This window comes from Pseudomonas sp. I2 (genome assembly GCF_040984075.1).
Taxonomy (GTDB): domain Bacteria; phylum Pseudomonadota; class Gammaproteobacteria; order Pseudomonadales; family Pseudomonadaceae; genus Aquipseudomonas; species Aquipseudomonas guariconensis_B.
Genome location: NZ_JBCGFQ010000057.1, coordinates 14,794 through 32,810, shown reverse-complemented (window position 1 = coordinate 32,810; position 18,017 = coordinate 14,794). Strand labels below are relative to the sequence as shown.

General features: G+C 63.9%; 19 protein-coding genes and 1 pseudogene. 11 read left to right on the top strand and 9 right to left on the bottom strand.

Features of this window, described 5'->3' with window-relative positions; genetic code table 11:
* The first annotated feature begins 222 nt into the window (after window positions 1–222).
* Entirely contained in the window at window positions 223–957 is a 735-nt protein-coding gene (locus WCE05_RS22585) for a hypothetical protein (protein ID WP_368816599.1), read from the top strand.
* Window positions 958–960: 3 nt separating this feature from the next.
* A pseudogene (locus tag WCE05_RS22580) lies at window positions 961–1,849 on the top strand (hypothetical protein).
* 63 nt (window positions 1,850–1,912) lie between these two features.
* Here the strand turns inward: WCE05_RS22580 and WCE05_RS22575 are convergent.
* Window positions 1,913–2,665 carry an anti-sigma factor gene (locus WCE05_RS22575; protein WP_368816598.1) on the bottom strand — a complete coding sequence of 251 codons (753 nt, stop codon included), beginning with the start codon at window positions 2,663–2,665 and terminating at the stop codon, window positions 1,913–1,915.
* A complete protein-coding gene (locus tag WCE05_RS22570) occupies window positions 2,662–3,177 on the bottom strand; it encodes a sigma-70 family RNA polymerase sigma factor (RefSeq protein WP_225790800.1) in 516 nt (171 codons plus the stop codon). The genes WCE05_RS22575 and WCE05_RS22570 overlap by 4 nt, the downstream gene beginning before the upstream one ends.
* Before the next feature lie 123 nt (window positions 3,178–3,300).
* Here WCE05_RS22570 and WCE05_RS22565 point away from each other — a divergent pair, with 123 nt between their 5' ends.
* Complete coding sequence (locus tag WCE05_RS22565; protein ID WP_225790831.1) at window positions 3,301–4,353, top strand: catalase family peroxidase; 1,053 nt, start codon at window positions 3,301–3,303, stop codon at window positions 4,351–4,353.
* Window positions 4,350–4,892, top strand: coding sequence for a cytochrome b (locus WCE05_RS22560; protein ID WP_253081774.1), 543 nt, complete (start codon window positions 4,350–4,352; stop codon window positions 4,890–4,892). The genes WCE05_RS22565 and WCE05_RS22560 overlap by 4 nt, the downstream gene beginning before the upstream one ends.
* A gap of 31 nt (window positions 4,893–4,923) precedes the next feature.
* Here the strand turns inward: WCE05_RS22560 and WCE05_RS22555 are convergent, their stop codons facing one another.
* A complete protein-coding gene (locus WCE05_RS22555; protein ID WP_368816597.1) occupies window positions 4,924–5,814 on the bottom strand; it encodes a LysR substrate-binding domain-containing protein in 891 nt (296 codons plus the stop codon).
* Window positions 5,815–5,923: 109 nt separating this feature from the next.
* On the opposite strand from WCE05_RS22555, the gene WCE05_RS22550 reads away from it, so the two are divergent.
* The 3 genes from WCE05_RS22550 to WCE05_RS22540 all read left to right on the top strand — a co-directional run bounded on the left by WCE05_RS22550 (window position 5,924) and on the right by WCE05_RS22540 (window position 9,301).
* Window positions 5,924–6,985, top strand: coding sequence for a YeiH family protein (locus WCE05_RS22550; protein WP_368816596.1), 1,062 nt, complete (start codon window positions 5,924–5,926; stop codon window positions 6,983–6,985).
* Window positions 6,986–7,090: 105 nt separating this feature from the next.
* Window positions 7,091–8,464 (top strand): nucleotide 5'-monophosphate nucleosidase PpnN, encoded by a 1,374-nt coding sequence (gene ppnN / locus WCE05_RS22545; RefSeq protein WP_225790804.1) that lies wholly within the window; start codon window positions 7,091–7,093, stop codon window positions 8,462–8,464.
* Window positions 8,465–8,650: 186 nt separating this feature from the next.
* Entirely contained in the window at window positions 8,651–9,301 is a 651-nt protein-coding gene (locus WCE05_RS22540) for a TIGR04211 family SH3 domain-containing protein (RefSeq protein ID WP_253091334.1), read from the top strand.
* A 3-nt stretch (window positions 9,302–9,304) separates the two neighbouring features.
* Here WCE05_RS22540 and WCE05_RS22535 read toward each other — a convergent pair whose 3' ends face one another.
* Both WCE05_RS22535 and WCE05_RS22530 read right to left on the bottom strand, forming a co-directional pair.
* Window positions 9,305–10,240 (bottom strand): 5'-nucleotidase, encoded by a 936-nt coding sequence (locus WCE05_RS22535; RefSeq protein WP_368816595.1) that lies wholly within the window; start codon window positions 10,238–10,240, stop codon window positions 9,305–9,307.
* A 36-nt stretch (window positions 10,241–10,276) separates the two neighbouring features.
* Window positions 10,277–10,975, bottom strand: a complete 699-nt coding sequence (locus tag WCE05_RS22530) for an MOSC domain-containing protein (RefSeq protein ID WP_253081618.1) — start codon at window positions 10,973–10,975, stop codon at window positions 10,277–10,279.
* Window positions 10,976–11,152: 177 nt separating this feature from the next.
* Here WCE05_RS22530 and WCE05_RS22525 point away from each other — a divergent pair, with 177 nt between their 5' ends.
* Complete coding sequence (locus WCE05_RS22525; RefSeq protein WP_253081619.1) at window positions 11,153–11,839, top strand: GNAT family N-acetyltransferase; 687 nt, start codon at window positions 11,153–11,155, stop codon at window positions 11,837–11,839.
* Window positions 11,840–11,843: 4 nt separating this feature from the next.
* Here the strand turns inward: WCE05_RS22525 and WCE05_RS22520 are convergent, their stop codons facing one another.
* The 4 genes from WCE05_RS22520 to WCE05_RS22505 form a co-directional block, all read right to left on the bottom strand.
* Window positions 11,844–12,056 (bottom strand): PLD nuclease N-terminal domain-containing protein, encoded by a 213-nt coding sequence (locus WCE05_RS22520; protein ID WP_225790809.1) that lies wholly within the window; start codon window positions 12,054–12,056, stop codon window positions 11,844–11,846.
* Window positions 12,057–12,144: 88 nt separating this feature from the next.
* Window positions 12,145–13,071, bottom strand: coding sequence for a universal stress protein (locus WCE05_RS22515; protein WP_253081620.1), 927 nt, complete (start codon window positions 13,069–13,071; stop codon window positions 12,145–12,147).
* 108 nt (window positions 13,072–13,179) lie between these two features.
* Window positions 13,180–13,659 carry a VOC family protein gene (locus WCE05_RS22510; protein ID WP_225790811.1) on the bottom strand — a complete coding sequence of 160 codons (480 nt, stop codon included), beginning with the start codon at window positions 13,657–13,659 and terminating at the stop codon, window positions 13,180–13,182.
* 93 nt (window positions 13,660–13,752) lie between these two features.
* Complete coding sequence (locus WCE05_RS22505) at window positions 13,753–15,156, bottom strand: cytosine permease (RefSeq protein ID WP_225790812.1); 1,404 nt, start codon at window positions 15,154–15,156, stop codon at window positions 13,753–13,755.
* A gap of 316 nt (window positions 15,157–15,472) precedes the next feature.
* On the opposite strand from WCE05_RS22505, the gene WCE05_RS22500 reads away from it, so the two are divergent.
* The 3 genes from WCE05_RS22500 to WCE05_RS22490 all read left to right on the top strand — a co-directional run bounded on the left by WCE05_RS22500 (window position 15,473) and on the right by WCE05_RS22490 (window position 17,971).
* On the top strand, window positions 15,473–15,958 hold the full coding sequence (locus WCE05_RS22500) for a flavin reductase family protein (RefSeq protein ID WP_225790813.1): 486 nt from the start codon (window positions 15,473–15,475) through the stop codon (window positions 15,956–15,958).
* A gap of 89 nt (window positions 15,959–16,047) precedes the next feature.
* Window positions 16,048–17,091, top strand: a complete 1,044-nt coding sequence (locus tag WCE05_RS22495) for an LLM class flavin-dependent oxidoreductase (protein WP_368816594.1) — start codon at window positions 16,048–16,050, stop codon at window positions 17,089–17,091.
* Between the two features lie 283 nt (window positions 17,092–17,374).
* Entirely contained in the window at window positions 17,375–17,971 is a 597-nt protein-coding gene (locus WCE05_RS22490) for an amino acid synthesis family protein (RefSeq protein ID WP_225790815.1), read from the top strand.
* Window positions 17,972–18,017: the final 46 nt, after the last annotated feature.

Genomic DNA, 18,017 nt, shown 5'->3' with positions numbered 1-18,017 from the left:
GCCCTCACCGAACTGCTCCAGCAGCTCTTTGGGGATTTTGGGCAGGTCACGCAAGGGTTTCTTTTTGGTTGGCATACATGCACCTCTTACTCATGTTATGCCCGAACACAAAATTTCTGACACCCTCCAGGATACCCAGCAATATTTCTCGGATTCTTTTCTGACGGCTTCAAAGCAGCGCGTCAAAAAGAAAATGGAGACTCAACCTCTGCAAAATATACATTGTATGGAGGTATTTCTTTAACCGCTGGCTCCATCCTAACCCTGGAGGGAGGGCTTGCGATCGCTGGAGCCACATCTGTAATACCTTTTGCTGGATGGGCTGCTGCCGCGATTGTATTGCTCGGTGCAGCAGTGGTTGCTGGGGGATTATATCTTCATTCCAAGGCACATGAACGTCTGCATACCTCTATTGAGCTTTGGACAGCCCGAAGCATCTTCGGCAACCGCTTAAATGATGGCGAATTCCGTCCCAACATAATTCTTGATCACGAAAAGAAACTCCCTCTTTTTGAAACCCTAAAAGAAGAATTAAGAGCCTGGCACCTCGAATCATACACCCCAAGACTACTGACAGCGAAAGACTCACAACTGCACGGCATAAATAATTTAAACAGTGGTTGGAAAGAAAACAATGCTTGGACACCTCCCAACTGGACAGCCATCACCCATAACGATATTTCTGTCTCTCTGCCCACAGTTGAGTTTACTGTTCTGTTGCCTGGATTCATTATCGGGCAAAGCGAGTGGTCAGGAACTTTGAGCCAGCACTCTACTCGAGGAGCGACTGTACTCCCACTCAACCCAGAGTGCCACATAGCAAAGTCCGGAATTATTCTTTATCTCAAAAATAAAACAAACAATCACAGCCACACAACCCTAAGCCTCAACTATCGACCTAACCACGTACTGGATAAAAGCCTCGAAATTCAAACCCAATTCAAAATAGAGCGATAACACATGGCAATCACATGGACTTTCAAAACCGGCTCAAGCACCAACTACAAGCCTGCCATAGCCGACCAAAAAACAAACCTAACCGAAAATATTCTCTGCCTGCGTAATCCTTGGGTAACAGACTCGGTATTCATGGGAAAACTATACACAGCCTTTGTCTTCACTGTAGCCCTGGCTTTCTATCCAAATTTATTTACCAAAGACACATGGGCGCCTCATACTCTAGACCTAATATTCATAGCCGGCCAAGCGCTGATGCCGATGCCTTTTTTCATCCCCCTACTTTATCGAATATATTGCATAAAACGACTCTCAGGATTCTACTTCAACCGTATTACAAAAAAAATTCATTACCAACGAGGAAAAAAAACTCATCACCTTTGACTGGACCAAAACCGAAGGAGGTCTTTTCAAACGCACCGAATTTGGCGGTGCATCCTCCACTACCAGCTATGCACTCGCCTTCGCTCCCCGCAGAGCAGATGGCACCCTCCATCAGAAAGACTGCCTCTGGGTCGACAGCAACGAACCGACCGAACCCGGCATCAAACACGTCGCCGAAGTCTGGGAATACCTCCGCCACTTCATGGACCACGGCCCCGACAAACTACCGCCCCCCGGAGAACCCAACTGGTGGTACAAGCCCCTGCATCAGATCTGCCTGACACCCGCTGAAGCCTGGCAGCACTACGCTCCCTGGCGAACCGGCGAGCCTGGTGAAATGCAGGGCAAGAAAAACTGGCAACTGCCGTTCTGGGCCGTGTTGTTCCCTTACAACCTGTCCGTTGCCCTCTGCTGGTACGTCATCTGCCGCCTCTTCAACGTCCGCGCAGCCCCACCGCCTCCAGAGGCCTTGGAGGATGCTTCCGTTCGACGCGGTAAGAGGAAATGACAATGATGTGGGTTGAACCCCGCTGCTCAGCCCACAGCAGGTTCAGGCTCAAGAACATTGACCTTACAAACCCACCCCCAACGCCTGCCGTACCTGCTCCCCCCGCGTATCATCCACTGCACTGACCAACGCAAAGTTGTAGGCCCCATGGGACCAGTAGCGCGCCTCGAGCGTCCCCTCCGTGCGCTGCCCGCTGGGCATCCGCTCATGCCGACTTCCAGGCGAGCGCAGGAACAGGCTGATCCGCTCCCCGCTGCCATCCTGGAACACCAGCAGTGCCGCCGCCCCTTGCTCATTGCTGAGCAACCGCGCACCCACGGGACGGAACCCATAGCTCCCCAGATCTGGCAATTGCCCGAGTTGATCGAAATGCCGCGCCAGCCAAGCCTGTAGCTGCGCCGGATCACTCGCCTGGACATCCAACGCCGAGCTGCCAGCGAACAGGCGATGTGCCTGGACGGCATCCGCCATCGGCAGGCTACGCGCCACCAGCGTCGCCTCGCGGGCCTGCCACCCGCCCACGCCTCCCACGCCCAAGGCCAGCAACAACACCGCAGCCGATGCCAACTGCCGGCGACGCCGCTGGCGCAGGCGCTGTCGCAGGCGCCCCAAGTCCAGTTGCGCATGGCCAGGCCGCTCGGCGAAGCCGGCCAGGGCCGCCCGCAGCCGCCGGGCATCGCTGCACCAGGCCTCGACCCTCTCCGCCTCCCGTGGGTTGGCCGCCAGCCACGCCTTCACCTCAGCCCGGCGTGCTGGGTCCAGCCGGTCGTCGACATAGGCATGCAACTCATGCTCAGAGGGAATCAGTTGCGTCATTTCAGTCTCCGCAAAGCCGGGGGTGTCGGATGGCCCTCGGCCAGTTCACGCAGGGCGGCACGGGCACGCGACAGGCGCGACATCACCGTACCGATAGGGATACCCAGGGCCTGGGCAACCTCCTTGTAGCTCAAGCCCTCGACACTGACCAACAACAGCAGCGCCCGCTGCTCGGTCGGTAGCTGGGCGAACGCCTGCAGGTCGGCGTGCACCATGACGATCCGCTCCGTCTCGCCCCCCACCGCCTCTTCCTGGGCACGCCCGAACCATGCCAGCCAACGGGCGTGCAGGCGCTCGCGGCGCTTACCGTCGAGAAACAGCCGATACAGGATGGTGAACAGCCACGGGCGCACGCTGTCGGCCTCGCGCTGCTGCCCACGGCGGCTCAGGGCACGCTCGACCGTGGCCTGGACCAAGTCATCGGCGCTGCCTGGGTCGCGGGTCAGCCACAAGGCGAAGCGACGCAAACGCTGGAGCAGTTCGTGCCATTGTTGGTCATCCAGATCATGCATGGTCAGGTCCCGGCCTTCTGGGTTTGCAGTGTAAGAGGCAGACGGCCAGGGACGAAATCCATTCCCTGGCCGGGAATAAATTTTTCCACCCCACGTCGTACCGGCTCACTCATTGACCGGATCCTGACCATGAACACACCCCTGCACGGCCCCGCCAAGGCCCTGCGCCTGGCCGCCATCGGTGCCGGCCTGCTGGCCTTGGGCGCAGGCTTTGCCTACGCCGCCGGCTGGATCGGCGGCCCGTCGCTGACCCCGCAGCGCATCGTCGACACCTTCGAAGCCCAAGCCGGCCATCATCCCGGCTATCGCAAGAACCACGCCAAGGGCCTGTGCGTCAGTGGCTACTTCCAGAGCAGTGGGCTGGCCGAGCCACTGTCCAGCGCACGGGTCTTCAGCCAGCCTCGGGTGCCGGTGATCGGCCGCTTCGCCATCGGTGGGGCGAACCCGTTCAGCCCCGACACCCGTGTGCCGGTGCGCAGCCTGGCCCTGCAGTTCAGCAGCGATGATGGGCACGTCTGGCGAACCGGCATGAACAATACGCCGGTATTGGCGATCGCCACGCCCGAGGCCTTCTACCAACAGCTCCTGGCTGCGGCACCGGACCCCGCCACAGGCAAGCCAGACCCTGCGAAGATGCAGGCGTTCTTCGCCGCCCACCCCGAGAGTGCCGCGTTCCGCCAGTGGGCAGCCGGCTACACGCCCAGCGACAGCTTCGCCAGCACCGCGTACCACAGCATCAATGCCTTCTACCTGGTCGACGATGGCGGCAAGGCCCGCCCGGTGCGCTGGCAACTGGAGCCCGGCACGCCTTTCGCCCCGCTGCCGAGCGAGGTCGAGGACAAACGCTACCTGCAGCACGACCTGCAACGGCGCCTGGCCCACGGCCCACTGCGCTGGACCTTGCGCCTGACACTGGCCGAGCCCGACGACCCGGTGGACGACCCGTCCCGCCCCTGGCCCACCGAACGCCGCAGCATCGACGCGGGCACCCTGGTCATCGAGCAGGTCGATGCCCCGGAGCAAGGCGCCTGCCGTGACATCAACTTCGACCCGCTGATCCTGCCCCCCGGCATCGAACCGTCCGCCGACCCTATCCTCGCCGCCCGTTCGGCGGCCTATTCGGAATCCTTCAACCGTCGCAGCCGCGAGTCCCTCGGCACCGGAGGCCGCCCATGAACAAGCTCGCCCCCACCTCCTTCCACCCGCTGGCCCGCCTGCTGCACTGGTTGATGGCCGTACTGATCCTGGCCATGCTGTTCATCGGCGTGAGCATGGTCGGCGACCTGTCGCCGCGTCATCCAGTACTGGTCGAGTTGCACAAGGCAACGGGCCTGGCCCTGCTCGCCCTGGTGGTGCTGCGCATCGGCCTGCGCCTGGCCCTGCCCCACCCACCATTGCCACGTGACCTGCCGGCGCTCCAACGGCTCGCGGCGGGGGCTTCGCACCTGCTGCTCTACGCACTGATGCTGGCCATGCCGCTGCTGGGCTGGGCCATGCTTTCGGCTGGCGGCTACCCTCGCCCGCTGCAACTGCCCGCGATCGCGCCCCACGACCTGCAACTCTATACGGTGTTGCGCCAGGCACACGGCTGGGCAGGCTACCTGCTGTACGCCACCATCCTGTTGCACCTGGGCGCCGCGTTGGTGCATGCCCTGGTACGCCGGGACAGCGTGCTGCGCAGCATGTGGCCTGGCCCCCTGTCACGCGGCGATTGAACATCCATGGGCGGCTCGACATCGACCAGGGTCAACCGCCCACTGTCGCGTCCAGGCACAGTTCCATGAACCGCGCCGCCGCCCGGGACGGCGTCGCGGCATGGGGCATGAGGATCGAGAAATGCCGTGTCAACGGCTGCGGCGCGATACCCAACCGGTACAACGCATTGTCTTCATGACGGATCGACATCGCCGAAACGAAGCCGATGCCCATCCCTGCACGCACCGCTTCCTTCACTCCTTCCACCCCGGCGATCTCCAGGGCCACGCGCATCGACACGCCGTCGCAGGCAAAGGCACGCTCGACCAGCCGGCGCACCCCCGAGCCGCTTTCGCGCAGTACCAACGGATAGGCGCCCAGCGCCTCGAGTGTCTGCGCAGTGGCGCCATTGGCCAACGGGTGATCGCTCGGGACGATGGCCACGATCTCGTCCTCGCGCCACGCCGTGACGCCCGTGCCCAGCGGCAGCTCCTGCCCTGGCGGCCCCTCGATCAAGGCGATGTCCAGCGTCCCCAGGGCAGCGACGATCTCCGCCGTGTTGCCGTTGGTGGTCGTCACCGCCACGTCCGGATAGCGCGCATGAAAATCCGCGATCAGGTACGGCAACAGGTAGCTGGCCGGGGTGGTACTCGCGCCGATGCGCAAGGTGCCGCGCTCCAACCCGCGCAGGGCATCGCGCAGGGCCTGGGCCTGGTGGAAGGTCTCGCGCAACCGCTGGGCATGCTCGAGCAATTGCTCGCCGGCAGCGGTCAGGCGCACACCGCGCCCGGCGCGCTGGTAGAGCGGTTCGCCGAAGGCTTCCTGCAGCAGCTTGAGCTGGCCCGACACGGCCGGCTGCGACAAGTGCAGGGCTGCTGCGGCATGGCTGATGTTGCCATGCTCGGCGACGGTGGCGAAGGTTATCAGTTGTTCAGGGGTCATGAAGACAAAGTATCAGTAAAATGGATATCTGGCATTCCAAATGACGATTTTTTATAAGCTTATAACTGAATTAACGTAGGCCTCATCACCCCAGATCGGAGGTCCTACCATGGCCACGACCCCTTCGGCCCCCGCCCTTGCGCCTACCCACACCACCCGTGGGCGGCTCAACGGCATCCTGTTCGTTGCTCTGTTCGCGCTCGCGGTCACTCAAGTGGCTGCCCTGCCGGCCATCTCCAGCCTAGGCATCAGCCCGCTGATCGTCGGCATCGTCGCTGGTGCCCTGTACGGCAATGGCCTGCGCCATGGGCTGCCGGAAAGCTGGGCAGCGGGGGTGAATTTCTCCGCGCGCAACTTGCTGCGCCTGGCCGTGGCGTTCTTCGGCCTGCGGGTGAGCCTGCAGGAAATCGCCCAGGTCGGCTGGTCGGGCCTGACGGTCTCGCTACTGGTGGTCGCCAGCACCCTGCTGGTGGGCCTGTGGGTCGGCATGAAGCTGATGAAACTGGACCGCGACACCGCATTGCTCACCGCAGCCGGCAGCGCGATCTGCGGCGCTGCGGCAGTGCTGGCCTTCGAGTCGGCGCTGCGCTCCCAACCGCACAAGGCTGCCATGGCGGTGGGCAGCGTGGTGCTGTTCGGCACCCTGTCGATGTTCCTCTACCCGTTGGCGGTCGCTGCCGGTTGGATACACCTCGATACCGTCGGCGTGGGCCTGTTCTTCGGTGGCACCCTCCACGAGGTGGCCCAGGTCGTCGGCGCGACCAGCAACGTCAGCCCCGAGGCCACCCACATCGCCACCATCGTCAAGATGACCCGTGTATTGCTGCTGGTGCCGGTACTGCTGGTGGTCGGCGTGTGGATCAGCCACTCGCGCCGGAACGACCAAGCCCAGGGGGGCGGCCGGATCGCAGTACCATGGTTCGCCTTTGGCTTCCTCCTGCTGGTGTTGGTCAACTCGTTGCACATACTGCCCACCACACTGGTCACCACGATCAACGGTCTCGACACCTTCGCCCTGACCATGGCCATGACCGCCTTGGGCATGGAGACCCGTTTCAGTCAAATCCGCCAGGCTGGCCCTCGCGCCCTGCTCACGGGGGCGATTCTCAACCTCTGGCTGGTCGGCGGTGGCCTGGCGATCGTCCATGGCGTACAGCGCCTGTTCGGATGAATGGCAGGGGCGCCAAGCTTTTTGGGCCCCCCTCTCGTTGCGGCGCGCATTTGTCGGTATGGTGGTATCCCAGTAGGAAGTTCCATACGCACAGGAAAGACTTAGATGCCCCAACGCCATGTCATCAACGCATCCGTCAGCCCCAAAGGCAGCCTGGAGACGCTGTCGCAACGTGAAGTCCAGCAACTGAGCGAAGTCGGTACCGGCAGCCTGTACACCCTGTTCCGCCAGTGCGCCCTGGCCATCCTCAACACTGGCGCCCATGTCGACAATGCCAAGACCATCCTCGAGGCCTACCAGGATTTCGAAGTCCGTATCCACCAGCAGGACCGCGGTGTGCGCCTCGAACTGCTCAACGCGCCGGCCGATGCCTTCGTCGACGGCGAGATGATCGCCAGCACCCGCGAGATGCTGTTCAGCGCCCTGCGCGACATCGTCTATACCGAGAGCGAGCTGGCCAGCCAGCGCATCGACCTGGAGAGCTCCCAGGGCATCACCGACTACGTCTTCCACCTGCTGCGCAACGCCCGCACCCTGCGCCCCGGCGTGGAGCCGAAGATGGTGGTGTGCTGGGGCGGCCACTCGATCAGCAGCGAGGAATACCAGTACACCAAGAAGGTTGGCCACGAGCTGGGCCTGCGCAAGCTGGACGTCTGCACCGGCTGCGGTCCGGGCGTGATGAAGGGGCCGATGAAGGGCGCCACCATCGCCCATGCCAAGCAGCGCATGCACGGCAGCCGCTACCTGGGCCTGACCGAGCCTGGCATCATCGCCGCCGAGGCGCCCAACCCCATCGTCAACGAGCTGGTGATCCTGCCGGACATCGAGAAACGCCTGGAGGCGTTCGTGCGGGTCGGGCATGGCATCATCATCTTCCCCGGCGGCGCCGGCACCGCCGAGGAGTTCCTGTACCTGCTGGGCATCCTCATGCACCCGGACAACCAGGACCTGCCGTTCCCGGTCATCCTCACCGGCCCGCGCAGCGCCGAGGCCTACCTGCAGCAGTTGCATGCCTTCGTCGGCGCCACCCTGGGCGAGGCGGCGCAGAGCCACTACCAGATCATCATCGACGACCCGGCCGAGGTGGCCCGGCAGATGGTCGAGGGCCTCAAGGCGGTCAAGCAGTTCCGCCGCGAGCGCAACGATGCCTTCCACTTCAACTGGCTGCTGAAGATCGAGGAAAGCTTCCAGCGCCCGTTCGACCCGACCCACGAGAACATGGCCAACCTCGAGCTGCACCATGAGCTGCCACCCCATGAGCTGGCCGCCAACCTGCGCCGGGCGTTTTCCGGGGTGGTCGCCGGCAACGTCAAGGACAAGGGAATCCGCCTGATCGAGGAGCACGGGCCGTACCAGATCCGTGGCGACAGCGCAGTGCTCGACCCGCTGGGCCGGCTGCTGCAGGCGTTCGTCGACCAGCACCGGATGAAGCTGCCGGGCGGGGCCGACTATGTGCCCTGCTACCAGGTCGTGACCTGAGGCTACGGGGGCGCTTGCGCCCCCCTATCTGAAGCCCGGGACGACGCAACATCCTGTAGACATTTCCTACCCCAAGCAGTGAACCTGCCTCGATAAAAACGGTCTTTCGCTGACGGTCAATCCACCGACCGGTTCGACGGCCCCGTGACCCGGGCCTTTTTCCGTCCTGTTTCAGCGAAGACCACCATGCCTGATTTGCGCCCAGCCTCCTCCGCCCTTCCCGCCCTGCGCGGCAGCCTGATCGCCGCCCTGATCGCCCTCGCCGCCCCCGTGCATGCCGAAGAACCGGCCAGCGACGCACGCTGGGTCAGCGACACCCTGAGTACCTACGTACGCAGCGGCCCGACCAACGGCCACCGCATCGTCGGCACGCTCAAGGCCGGGCAGAAGGTCACGCTGATCGGCACCCAGGGCAGCTACAGCCAGGTACGCGGGCAGAACGGCGACCTGGTGTGGATCCTCACCAGCGACCTGCAGGCCGTGCCCGGCCAGGCCGAGCGCCTGCCCCAGCTGGACGCCCAGGTCGCCCAGCTCTCCGAGCAGCTCAAGACCATCGACGACAGCTGGAAGAACCGCGTGCAGGGCATGCAGGAAACCCTGGACTCGCGCAAGGCGCTGATCGACGAGCTGGAGGCGCGCAACAAGGCGCTCAACGAGCAGCTCGACCAGGCCCAGTCGTCGTTGCGTGACACCCAGGCACGCCTGGGCGACGAGAACAAGCAGGTGATGATGCGCTACATGGTCTACGGCGGCAGCATCGCCGGTGCCGGCCTGCTCGCGGGCCTGATCCTGCCGGCCCTGACCCGCGGGCGCAAGCGCAACGACCGCTGGTTCTGAGGCTCAGGCCGGCTGGTTGACCACGCCGAACGGCACATGCACCGAGGGCACCACGGTACTGGTGCCCTGCAGGTGGCCCGACTGGTCGTCGAAGAAGATGTGCGGCTTGAGTACCTGCAGCACCCGGCGCTTCTCGATGCCGCCGAGGAAGAACGCATCGTTGGCCATCACGCCCCAGCTCTTCAAGGTGGTCAGCGCACGCTCATGGGACGGCGCGTTGCGCGCGGTGACGATGGACACCCGCAGGCGGTTCTCGTAGCCGGGGTGGTCGAGCTTGTAGCGTTCCTCGACCGCCTGGATCCGCGCGATGCGCACGAAGAACTCCTTGAGCGGCCCAGGGTTGTGGGGCTGGGCGACATTGGTCACCTCATGGGCATGGAAGCCCTGCAAGCCATCGCGCTGCATCACCGCCTCCGACTCGTCGCCGGCCAGCACGCCATCGAAGTCGAAGGCGATGCGCAGGCCGGTGTCATGCTCATCGTCGTCGAACCGGGAGTCGAGCACCTGCCCGGCCGGGTAGCCGGCCTGGATCGCCGCGTCCACATGGGCCCTGTCGGCGGAAAGGAACAGGGCGATGTTCAGTGCCGGGATGTACTCGTAGGGCGAACGGCCCTGCATGAAGATCGCCCGGGTCATGTTCAGGCCGTAGTGCTCGATGGTCTTCATCACCCGCAGCCCGGTGTCCGGGTCGTTCTGCGACAACAGCACGACCTCTACCAAGGGATCGTCAGGGTCGTCGCGCAGGTCGTTGAGCGCCAGCAGGCGCTTGATGAAGGGAAAAGCGATGCCCTTGCCCAGCGGCACGTGCAGGTGTTGCTCCTGGTACTTGCGGTACTGGGCCTCGCCCTCGCGGCGGAATACCGCGTCGGAGTCGCTGAGGTCGAACACCGCGCTCGACGCCACGCCGATCACCAGGCGATCGTCCACGTCATAGGCCATGGCTTGCTCCTTCGACACACGAGAATGACAAGGCGATCATGATGCGGGCCTGCCTTGCAGGCGTGGCGCCCAGTCTTCGACCTGGTGCTGCTCCAGGCGCCGCTGCAAGGTCTTGCGCCAGGATGGCACCAAGGGCAGCGTGAGGCACTCGCGCAACAACTCGGGTTCCAGGCGCTTGTCGAACAGCACCGCCGACAGCCGTGCGACGGACCAGTCGCCATGGGGGCGCTCGACCAATTGCAAGGCGTCGCCGGCCTCGACCGTGCCCTCCTCCAGCACCCGGTAATACCAGCCCGTGCGTCCGCTCTGCTGGACCTGCAAGGCCATCTGCGCCACGCCGAAGCGATCATTGAGCTTCCAGCAAGGCATACGCCCCTGGGAGATCTCCAGCAGGGCCGAGCCCACGCGGATACGGTCGCCCAGGCAGACGTCCGACTCACGCCAGCCGGTGCTGCTGAAGTTCTCGCCGAAGGCGCCGGGCTGGGCCAGCAGCGGATGCCCGCCCAGCGCCTCGGCCCACTGGGCGTAGTGTTCGCGCGGATAATGGTGGAGGGCCTTTTCCACCCCGCCGTGAACCCGCAGGTCGCCCTGCTCGTCCCCCTCCAGGCCCAGGAACGTCACCTTGAGCGGCCCTTGCCGGGGATGCTTGTCGATGCCGCTGTACGAACCGGGGCGGGTGAAAGGCCGGGCGCGACCGGTGAGCAGGCTGTCGAGGGTGAGGCAGGTCGGGGTCATGCGGGTTCTCGCGGTATCTCGCTGGAAAGACGAGCTTACCTGAGAGCCAGGGGCGATCGGAACGCTTCGTGCGTTGCGATCGCCGTGGCGGGCTTGCCCCGCGCCGCCCGATGGTTAGACTGTGCACCCCGCCCCACCCGGCGTGGGAAGACCCAACAGATGCCGGAGCCAGCCCCGATGTTCATCCTGAGCCGCCCTGGCGGCGTGCCCCCCGAGTCCTTCCAGAACCAGATCCGCCAACTGGTGATCGACCATGTCGGCGAGCTGAGCAGCGTTGCCATCAGCCCGGACAATCCGCTCTATCCGCTGTACCAGTACGGGGTCGGCCTGGAGGTCCACCAATACCTGCAGGCCATGGACGGCACCCGCGGCCTGGCGGTGGAACTGACCCTGGCCCTGGATGCCGAGGCTCCGCAGCGGCTGCTCGGCTTCGCCCTGTCGCTGCCCGCCCAGGACAACGACCAGGCCTGCACCCTGGCCTTCCTTGCCGTGGCCGCGAGCCATCGCCGCCAGGGGATCGCCCGGGCGCTGCTGGCCGACCTGCAATCACGTTATGCCTGCGTGGAGCTGAACGTCTTCGCCAGCCTGGTGCCCTGGTTCGAGACGATGGGCATGCAGGTGGTGGCCGCCAATGGACCGCAGGTGCTGATGAGCAGCACCGGCCAGGCCAGCGAAGCGCTGGTCGGCCGCCTGGACATCGCACCGATCTATCGCACCCTCGAGGTGCGGCAGATCCATGCCTACCTGCTCAAGCAGCATGGCCAGGCGGCGATGATCGAGGCGGAGCAACAGCGGGATGCACGCCTGGACGCGCTGGGGGAGCAGGCCCAGGACTGCGTCAGGCAGCGCAAGACGGTGCATTGAGTCGTCATTTTTCCTGCAGTACGGCCCTGCCCTTCACCGCCCGTGGCCCCATCCAGGCCCACACGATCAGGCCGGGAATCGGCGCGTAGACCACGAAGACGATCCACAGCATCTTGCGTTCGGCGCGTCGCTCGCTGCCGATGATGTGCCAGATGGCCAACATCTCCAGCAGGATGACGATGGCGGCGATGATGATCCAGATCGTTCCGATCTCCATGAGCGTTCTCCCGTGAGCATGTAATGCGTTGGGTAGCCACGGGCCGCGAGGGTTCAGTCGGATCCTGCGCCGAGGGTGCCTTGGGTTCTCAACCGTCGGCGGCGTCCGGCGTGATGACCAGCACGCTGCCTGGCAGCTTGTACAACACCCGCTCGACCGTGCTGCCGATGTACTTGGCCAGCCCGCGATGGTGGGTGCGGCCCATCAGCACGATGTCGATGCCATGGTTCTCCACGAACTGCCCCAGGACCTTGGCCGGGTCGCCGGTGATCATGTGGCGGTTCTCCAGGGCGATGCCGTTGCGCTCGGCCAGTTCGTCGAACGCTTCGCGCTGGGCCGTGTACAGCGTCTCGGAGAGGTTGGAGCTGAACAGGAAGGAACGCCGACCACTGTCGTCGGCCTCATCGTACAGCGCCCCCAGGTCATAGGCGTAGAGCAGGTCGAGCTGGGCGCCGCATTGCATGGCCAGCTTCGCCGCCTCGCCGACGATGCGTTCGTTGAAGCCTTCGTACTGCTGCGCCGGGCGCGACAGGTCGACCGCTGCCAGCACCCGCTGCGGCAAGGCATGGCGGCTCTGGCCGACGAAGTGCATGGGCACCTTGCACTCTCGCAGCAACTGGATGTCGAGGGGCGTGAACAAGGCCCGCATCAGGCGGGACTCGTGCTCGATGTCCTTGATCAGCATGGCGAAGGGGTGTTCGCGCAGGTGCACGAGAATCTCCTCCAGCGCATCCTCGACCCAGACCACCTCGGTGGTGACCGTCAGGCCATTGCGGCGCATCGGCGCAGCCTGGCTTTCCAGCCATTGCCGGTGCTGCTCGACATAGCCCTGGCGCAACGCCGCCAGGGCCTGGGGGTTGACCAGCCCGGCGGTGGCCAGGCCCTCCAGGTAGTCGAAGGCGACGATGTGCAGCGCCATGCCCTTGGCCTTGGCCAGGGCCACGGCCCGGTCGTAGGCCGAGGTACGCCGCATCAGCGGGGAGACGACGAGCATCAGGCGTTGTTGATCGGACATGGCACACCTCGCAGGCAAGGGAAGGATGCCCTGATCGTGCCTCTGTACGCGGGGGACCGCTTGACCTGCATCAAAGGTGTCGCTACACGCCCACCTTCGCTCGCCCTTTCAGCCCTTCAGCGCCGCCTCGATCGCCGCGACATCGATCCGGGTCATGCCCATCATGGCGTCAAATGCCCGTTTGGCCGCGGCCCGGTCGGGGTTGTCGATGGCCTCGAGCAGGACCCTGGGGGTGATCTGCCATGACACGCCCCATTTGTCCTTGCACCAGCCACAGACGCTCTCCTGGCCGCCGTTGCCGACGATGGCGTCCCACAGGCGGTCGGTCTCGGCCTGGTCTTCGGTGCAGACCTGGAACGAGAACGCTTCGGTATGCTTGAACGCCGTCCCACCGTTGAGCCCTACGCAGGGGATGCCCATGACGCGGAACTCGACGGTGATCACATCGCCCGCCTTGCCCGACGGAAAGTCGCCTGGTGCATGGTGCACCGCCCCCACTGCGCTGTCGGGGAAGGTCTTGGCATAGAAGGTCGCCGCCTCCAGCGCGTCCTTTTCGTACCAGAGGCAGAGGGTGTTCTTGCTGGTCATGGTCGTGCTCCGTGGACGGGTTGGAAAGGTTTCAGTCTAGCCCTCACGGTGGGTAGCGCATTGCAAGCCATCGGGAGCGCGATCAGGACAGGCTCACTCGCTCGCCCCGACCACCCCTGCCACCTTCTGCTGCTGGCTCCGGGTCGCCAGGCAGTAGTACAGCGGGCAGGTCACCAGCAACCCGAACAGCCACGACAGGTCCGCTCCTTCGACCAGATTCGAATAAGGCCCCACATACAGCGACGTGTTGGCGAACGGCAGTTGCACCAGGATGCCGCAGGCATAGGCGACGATCGCGTGGTGGTTGAAACGCCCATAGATCCCACCATCGGCGCGGAAGATCGAGGCGATGTCGTACTGGCCTTTCTTGATCAGGTAGAAGTCGATCAGGTTGATCGACGCCCAGGGCACCAGCACCAGCAGCAACGCCAGGATCAGGCCGATGAACTGGCCGATGAAGTCCGCCGAGGCGTTCAACGCGACTACCCCGCAGCCGACCAGGATCACCGAGGCCAGGGCGACCCGCACCCTGACGCTCGGTGTCCAGTGGGCGACGAAGGTCTGGATCGCCGTGACGATCGACAGCACCGCGCCATACAGGTTGAGGGCGTTGTGGCTGATGATGTTGAGCAGGAACAGCACCATCAGGATCGGCCCCAGCCAACCGGTGGCCTGCTTCACGGCAGCCATGGCATCAGTGCCCTCAGGTACGCACAGCACCGCCACCGCACCGAAGCTGAAGCACAGGATGGTGCCCAGGGTCGCACCGAAGTAGGTGGCCCAGAATGGCTTGCCGATGCCGATCTCGCGCGGCAGGTAGCGTGAATAGTCGGAGGTGTACGGCGAGAAGCTGATCTGCCAGATGGTGCCCAAAGACACGGTGGCGATGAAGCCGGACAGGTTGAACGCGCCGCGGCTGAAGAAGTCGGCCGGCAGTTGCTGGGCGAACATCATGATGAAGCCGGCCAGCAGCGCCGAGCCCATGACCCAGGTGCCGATGCGGTTGAGGGCATGGATGAAGCGGTAGCCGATCACCCCGATGGCGGTGGCGCTCAGGGCACCGATGACGATGGCCGTGGGCATCGGCACGCTGGGGGCGATGCCGTGGATCGACTTGCCCGCCAGGACGATGTTGGAAATGAAGAAGCCGACGTAGATCAGCGCGGTGAAGAACACGATCAGCAAGGCGCCGTAGCGGCCGAACTGGCCACGGCTCTGGACCATCTGCGGAATGCCCAGCTGCGGTCCCTGCGCAGAGGCCAGGGCGATGACCACGCCACCCAGCAGATGACCCAGCACGATGGCGACCAGGCCCCACAGCAGGTTCAGGTGGAACACCTGGACCACCATGGCCCCCGTGACGATGGGCAGTGGCGCGATGTTGGTACTGAACCAGAGGGTGAACAGGTCGCGCGCCTTCCCATGGCGCTCGGCGGGTGGAACGTAATCGACCGTGTGGTTTTCGACAAACTGGTGTTGCGACGACGGTTGGGACATAGGTTTCAGCTCGAAAGGTCGTTTTTATCTTTGTAAGGAAACCGCTCGAGGCGGCCTCTCAGCTGCGCACCATATTATGGTATTCCAAAACTTTGACAACACTGAGCTGCGCTTTTTCAGTGCATCTGATCTGCCTCGCGCCCGGCCCGGCAGCGCCCGTAGATGGAGCCACGCCAAGGAATACGGGGCCTGTACCGTTCATCGCATGCACCAGGGGAGAAAAAATTCCGCTTGCAAAACAGGTATTACGGTATACCATCAGACACATCAACGATAACAACCGCGGACCACCGCAGTCCCTTCCGAGGAACACGCCATGATCGACGCAACCGTCTACAAGAACGTCCTGGGCTCCTTCCCGTCCGGCGTCACGGTCATCACCACCCTGGACGACGACGGCTCGATCGTCGGCCTCACCGCCAGCGCCTTCTCCTCCCTGTCCATGGACCCGCCGCTGGTGCTGTTCTGCCCCAACTACAGCTCCGACTCCTACCCTGTGCTGATCAAGCAGAAGCGCTTCGCCATCCACCTGCTCTCCGGCGAGCAGCAAGCCGAGGCCTATGCCTTCGCCAAGAAGGGCAAGGACAAGGCCGCCGGCATCCAGTGGACCCTGAGCGAACTCGGCAACCCGCTGCTGGCCAACGCCACGGCGATCATCGAGTGCGAGCTGTGGCGCGAATACGAAGGGGGCGATCACGCCATCATGGTCGGCAAGGTGCACAACCTGATCGTCCCTGAAGAGGCGCCGCGGCCGATGGTCTATTGCCGCGGCAAGATGGCCAGCCTGCCGGCCTTCGCCTGAAGTCACCTTATGACGGGTACCCAGGCATCCGTCGAGACTCCTGACGCCTGTCCCGACAGGCGACACTTTCAAGCTCCGAGGAAAGCCCCATGAAATTTTCGTTGTTCGTGCACATGGAACGTTGGGATGAGCAGGTCAGCCACCGCCAGTTGTTCGAAGACCTGACCGAACTGACCCTGATGGCCGAGCGCGGCGGTTTCAGCACCGTATGGATCGGCGAACACCACGCCATGGAATACACCATCTCGCCCAGCCCGATGCCGCTGCTGGCGTACCTGGCCGCGCGCACCGAGACGATCCGCCTGGGTGCCGGCACCATCATCGCGCCGTTCTGGAACCCGATCCGCGTGGCGGGCGAATGCGCCCTGCTCGACGTGATCAGCAACGGCCGCATGGAAGTGGGCCTGGCCCGTGGCGCCTACCAGTTCGAGTTCGACCGCATGGCGGGCGGCATGCCGGCCACCGACGGCGGCAAGGCCCTGCGTGAGATGGTCCCGGTGGTACGCAAGCTGTGGCAAGGCGACTACGCCCATGAAGGCGAGGTCTACAAGTTCCCGACCTCCACCAGCGTGCCCAAGCCGGTGCAGAAAAGCCTGCCACCGATGTGGATCGCCGCGCGCGACCCGGATTCGCACAACTTTGCGGTGAAGAACGGCTGCAACGTCATGGTCACCCCGCTGATGAAGGGTGACGAGGAAGTCCTGGACCTGAAGAACAAGTTCCAGGCCGCCCTGGACAACAACCCCGACGTGCCGCGCCCGCAACTGATGGTACTGCGCCACACCCACGTGCACAGCCCGTCCGAGCCGGAAGGCTGGAGGGTCGGTGCCGAAGCCATCTCGCGCTTCTACCGCACCTTCGATGCCTGGTTCGGCAACAAGACCACGCCGGTCAACGGCTTCCTGGAGCCCAGCCCGGAGTCGAAGTTCGCCGAGGTGCCGGCGTTCGAGCTGGAGAACATCCGCAAGAACACCATGATCGGCACCCCGGAAGAGATCATCGCGCGCATCAAGTACTACCAGGAACTCGGCGTCGACGAGTTCAGCTTCTGGTGCGACAACAGCCTGCCGCACGCCGAGAAGAAGAAGTCGCTGGAGCTGTTCATCAAGGAAGTGGTGCCGGCGTTCGCCTGACACCCCTCACCAGCAATAGCGCGGGACCAGCCCGCTCCTGGGGCCCCGTGGCTCTCGGGAGCGGGCGTTTTTTTAGCGGCAAGCTGCAAGTAAAAGCGGTACGCGCCGTCCCCCCGAAATCGCAAGTAGCGAGCGCGAAGGTTCAGCCGACGCGCTTCGCTTGCGGCTTGCGACTTGTAGCGTGCAGCCGCCCTAGAGAAATTTTCGTCCCGCCTCTTGCGCTATCGATATTATGGTATACCATCAGACAACAAGACCTGATAACCCTCCACAGGAGCCGCTCATGAGTTTCGAAATCCGCAAGATCGTCACCTACTCCGAAGAGACCCGCATCGAAGGCGGCAAGGCTACCGACAAGCCGGTGACCATGGTCGGCCTGGCCGTGGTGATCAAGAACCCGTGGGCCGGTCGCGGTTTCGTCGAAGACCTCAAGCCCGAAATCCGTGCCAACTGCTCCGAGCTGGGCGCGCTGATGGTCGAGCGCCTGTGCGCGGCGATCGGCGGTGCCGACAAGATCGAAGCCTATGGCAAGGCCGCCGTGGTCGGCGCTGACGGCGAGATCGAGCACGCTTCCGCGGTGATCCATACCCTGCGCTTCGGCAACCACTACCGCGAAGCGGTCCAGGCCAAGAGCTACCTGAGCTTCACCAACAAGCGCGGCGGCCCGGGCACCTCGATCCAGATCCCGATGATGCAGAAGGACGACGAAGGCCTGCGCTCGCACTACATCACCCTGGAGATGCAGATCGAAGACGCCCCCCGCGCCGACGAGATCGTCGTGGTCCTGGGCGCCTCCGATGGCGGCCGCCTGCACCCGCGCATCGGTAACCGCTATATCGACCTGGAAGAACTGGCGGCCGAGAAAGCCAACGCTCAATAACAACAACCAGACGGGCCGGGGCGTTGCGTGCAAGCACTGCCGCCAC

What these genes read in the sequence shown, in the direction of transcription:
- WCE05_RS22575 (WP_368816598.1), bottom strand. Translation starts at nt 2,665, where the DNA reads ATGACGCAACTGATTCCCTCTGAGCATGAGTTGCATGCCTATGTCGAC.
- WCE05_RS22570 (WP_225790800.1), bottom strand. Translation starts at nt 3,177, where the DNA reads ATGCATGATCTGGATGACCAACAATGGCACGAACTGCTCCAGCGTTTG.
- WCE05_RS22560 (WP_253081774.1), top strand. Translation starts at nt 4,350, where the DNA reads ATGAACAAGCTCGCCCCCACCTCCTTCCACCCGCTGGCCCGCCTGCTG.
- WCE05_RS22555 (WP_368816597.1), bottom strand. Translation starts at nt 5,814, where the DNA reads ATGACCCCTGAACAACTGATAACCTTCGCCACCGTCGCCGAGCATGGC.
- WCE05_RS22550 (WP_368816596.1), top strand. Translation starts at nt 5,924, where the DNA reads ATGGCCACGACCCCTTCGGCCCCCGCCCTTGCGCCTACCCACACCACC.
- ppnN (WP_225790804.1), top strand. Translation starts at nt 7,091, where the DNA reads ATGCCCCAACGCCATGTCATCAACGCATCCGTCAGCCCCAAAGGCAGC.
- WCE05_RS22540 (WP_253091334.1), top strand. Translation starts at nt 8,651, where the DNA reads ATGCCTGATTTGCGCCCAGCCTCCTCCGCCCTTCCCGCCCTGCGCGGC.
- WCE05_RS22535 (WP_368816595.1), bottom strand. Translation starts at nt 10,240, where the DNA reads ATGGCCTATGACGTGGACGATCGCCTGGTGATCGGCGTGGCGTCGAGC.
- WCE05_RS22530 (WP_253081618.1), bottom strand. Translation starts at nt 10,975, where the DNA reads ATGACCCCGACCTGCCTCACCCTCGACAGCCTGCTCACCGGTCGCGCC.
- WCE05_RS22525 (WP_253081619.1), top strand. Translation starts at nt 11,153, where the DNA reads ATGTTCATCCTGAGCCGCCCTGGCGGCGTGCCCCCCGAGTCCTTCCAG.
- WCE05_RS22520 (WP_225790809.1), bottom strand. Translation starts at nt 12,056, where the DNA reads ATGGAGATCGGAACGATCTGGATCATCATCGCCGCCATCGTCATCCTG.
- WCE05_RS22515 (WP_253081620.1), bottom strand. Translation starts at nt 13,071, where the DNA reads ATGTCCGATCAACAACGCCTGATGCTCGTCGTCTCCCCGCTGATGCGG.
- WCE05_RS22510 (WP_225790811.1), bottom strand. Translation starts at nt 13,659, where the DNA reads ATGACCAGCAAGAACACCCTCTGCCTCTGGTACGAAAAGGACGCGCTG.
- WCE05_RS22505 (WP_225790812.1), bottom strand. Translation starts at nt 15,156, where the DNA reads ATGTCCCAACCGTCGTCGCAACACCAGTTTGTCGAAAACCACACGGTC.
- WCE05_RS22500 (WP_225790813.1), top strand. Translation starts at nt 15,473, where the DNA reads ATGATCGACGCAACCGTCTACAAGAACGTCCTGGGCTCCTTCCCGTCC.
- WCE05_RS22495 (WP_368816594.1), top strand. Translation starts at nt 16,048, where the DNA reads ATGAAATTTTCGTTGTTCGTGCACATGGAACGTTGGGATGAGCAGGTC.
- WCE05_RS22490 (WP_225790815.1), top strand. Translation starts at nt 17,375, where the DNA reads ATGAGTTTCGAAATCCGCAAGATCGTCACCTACTCCGAAGAGACCCGC.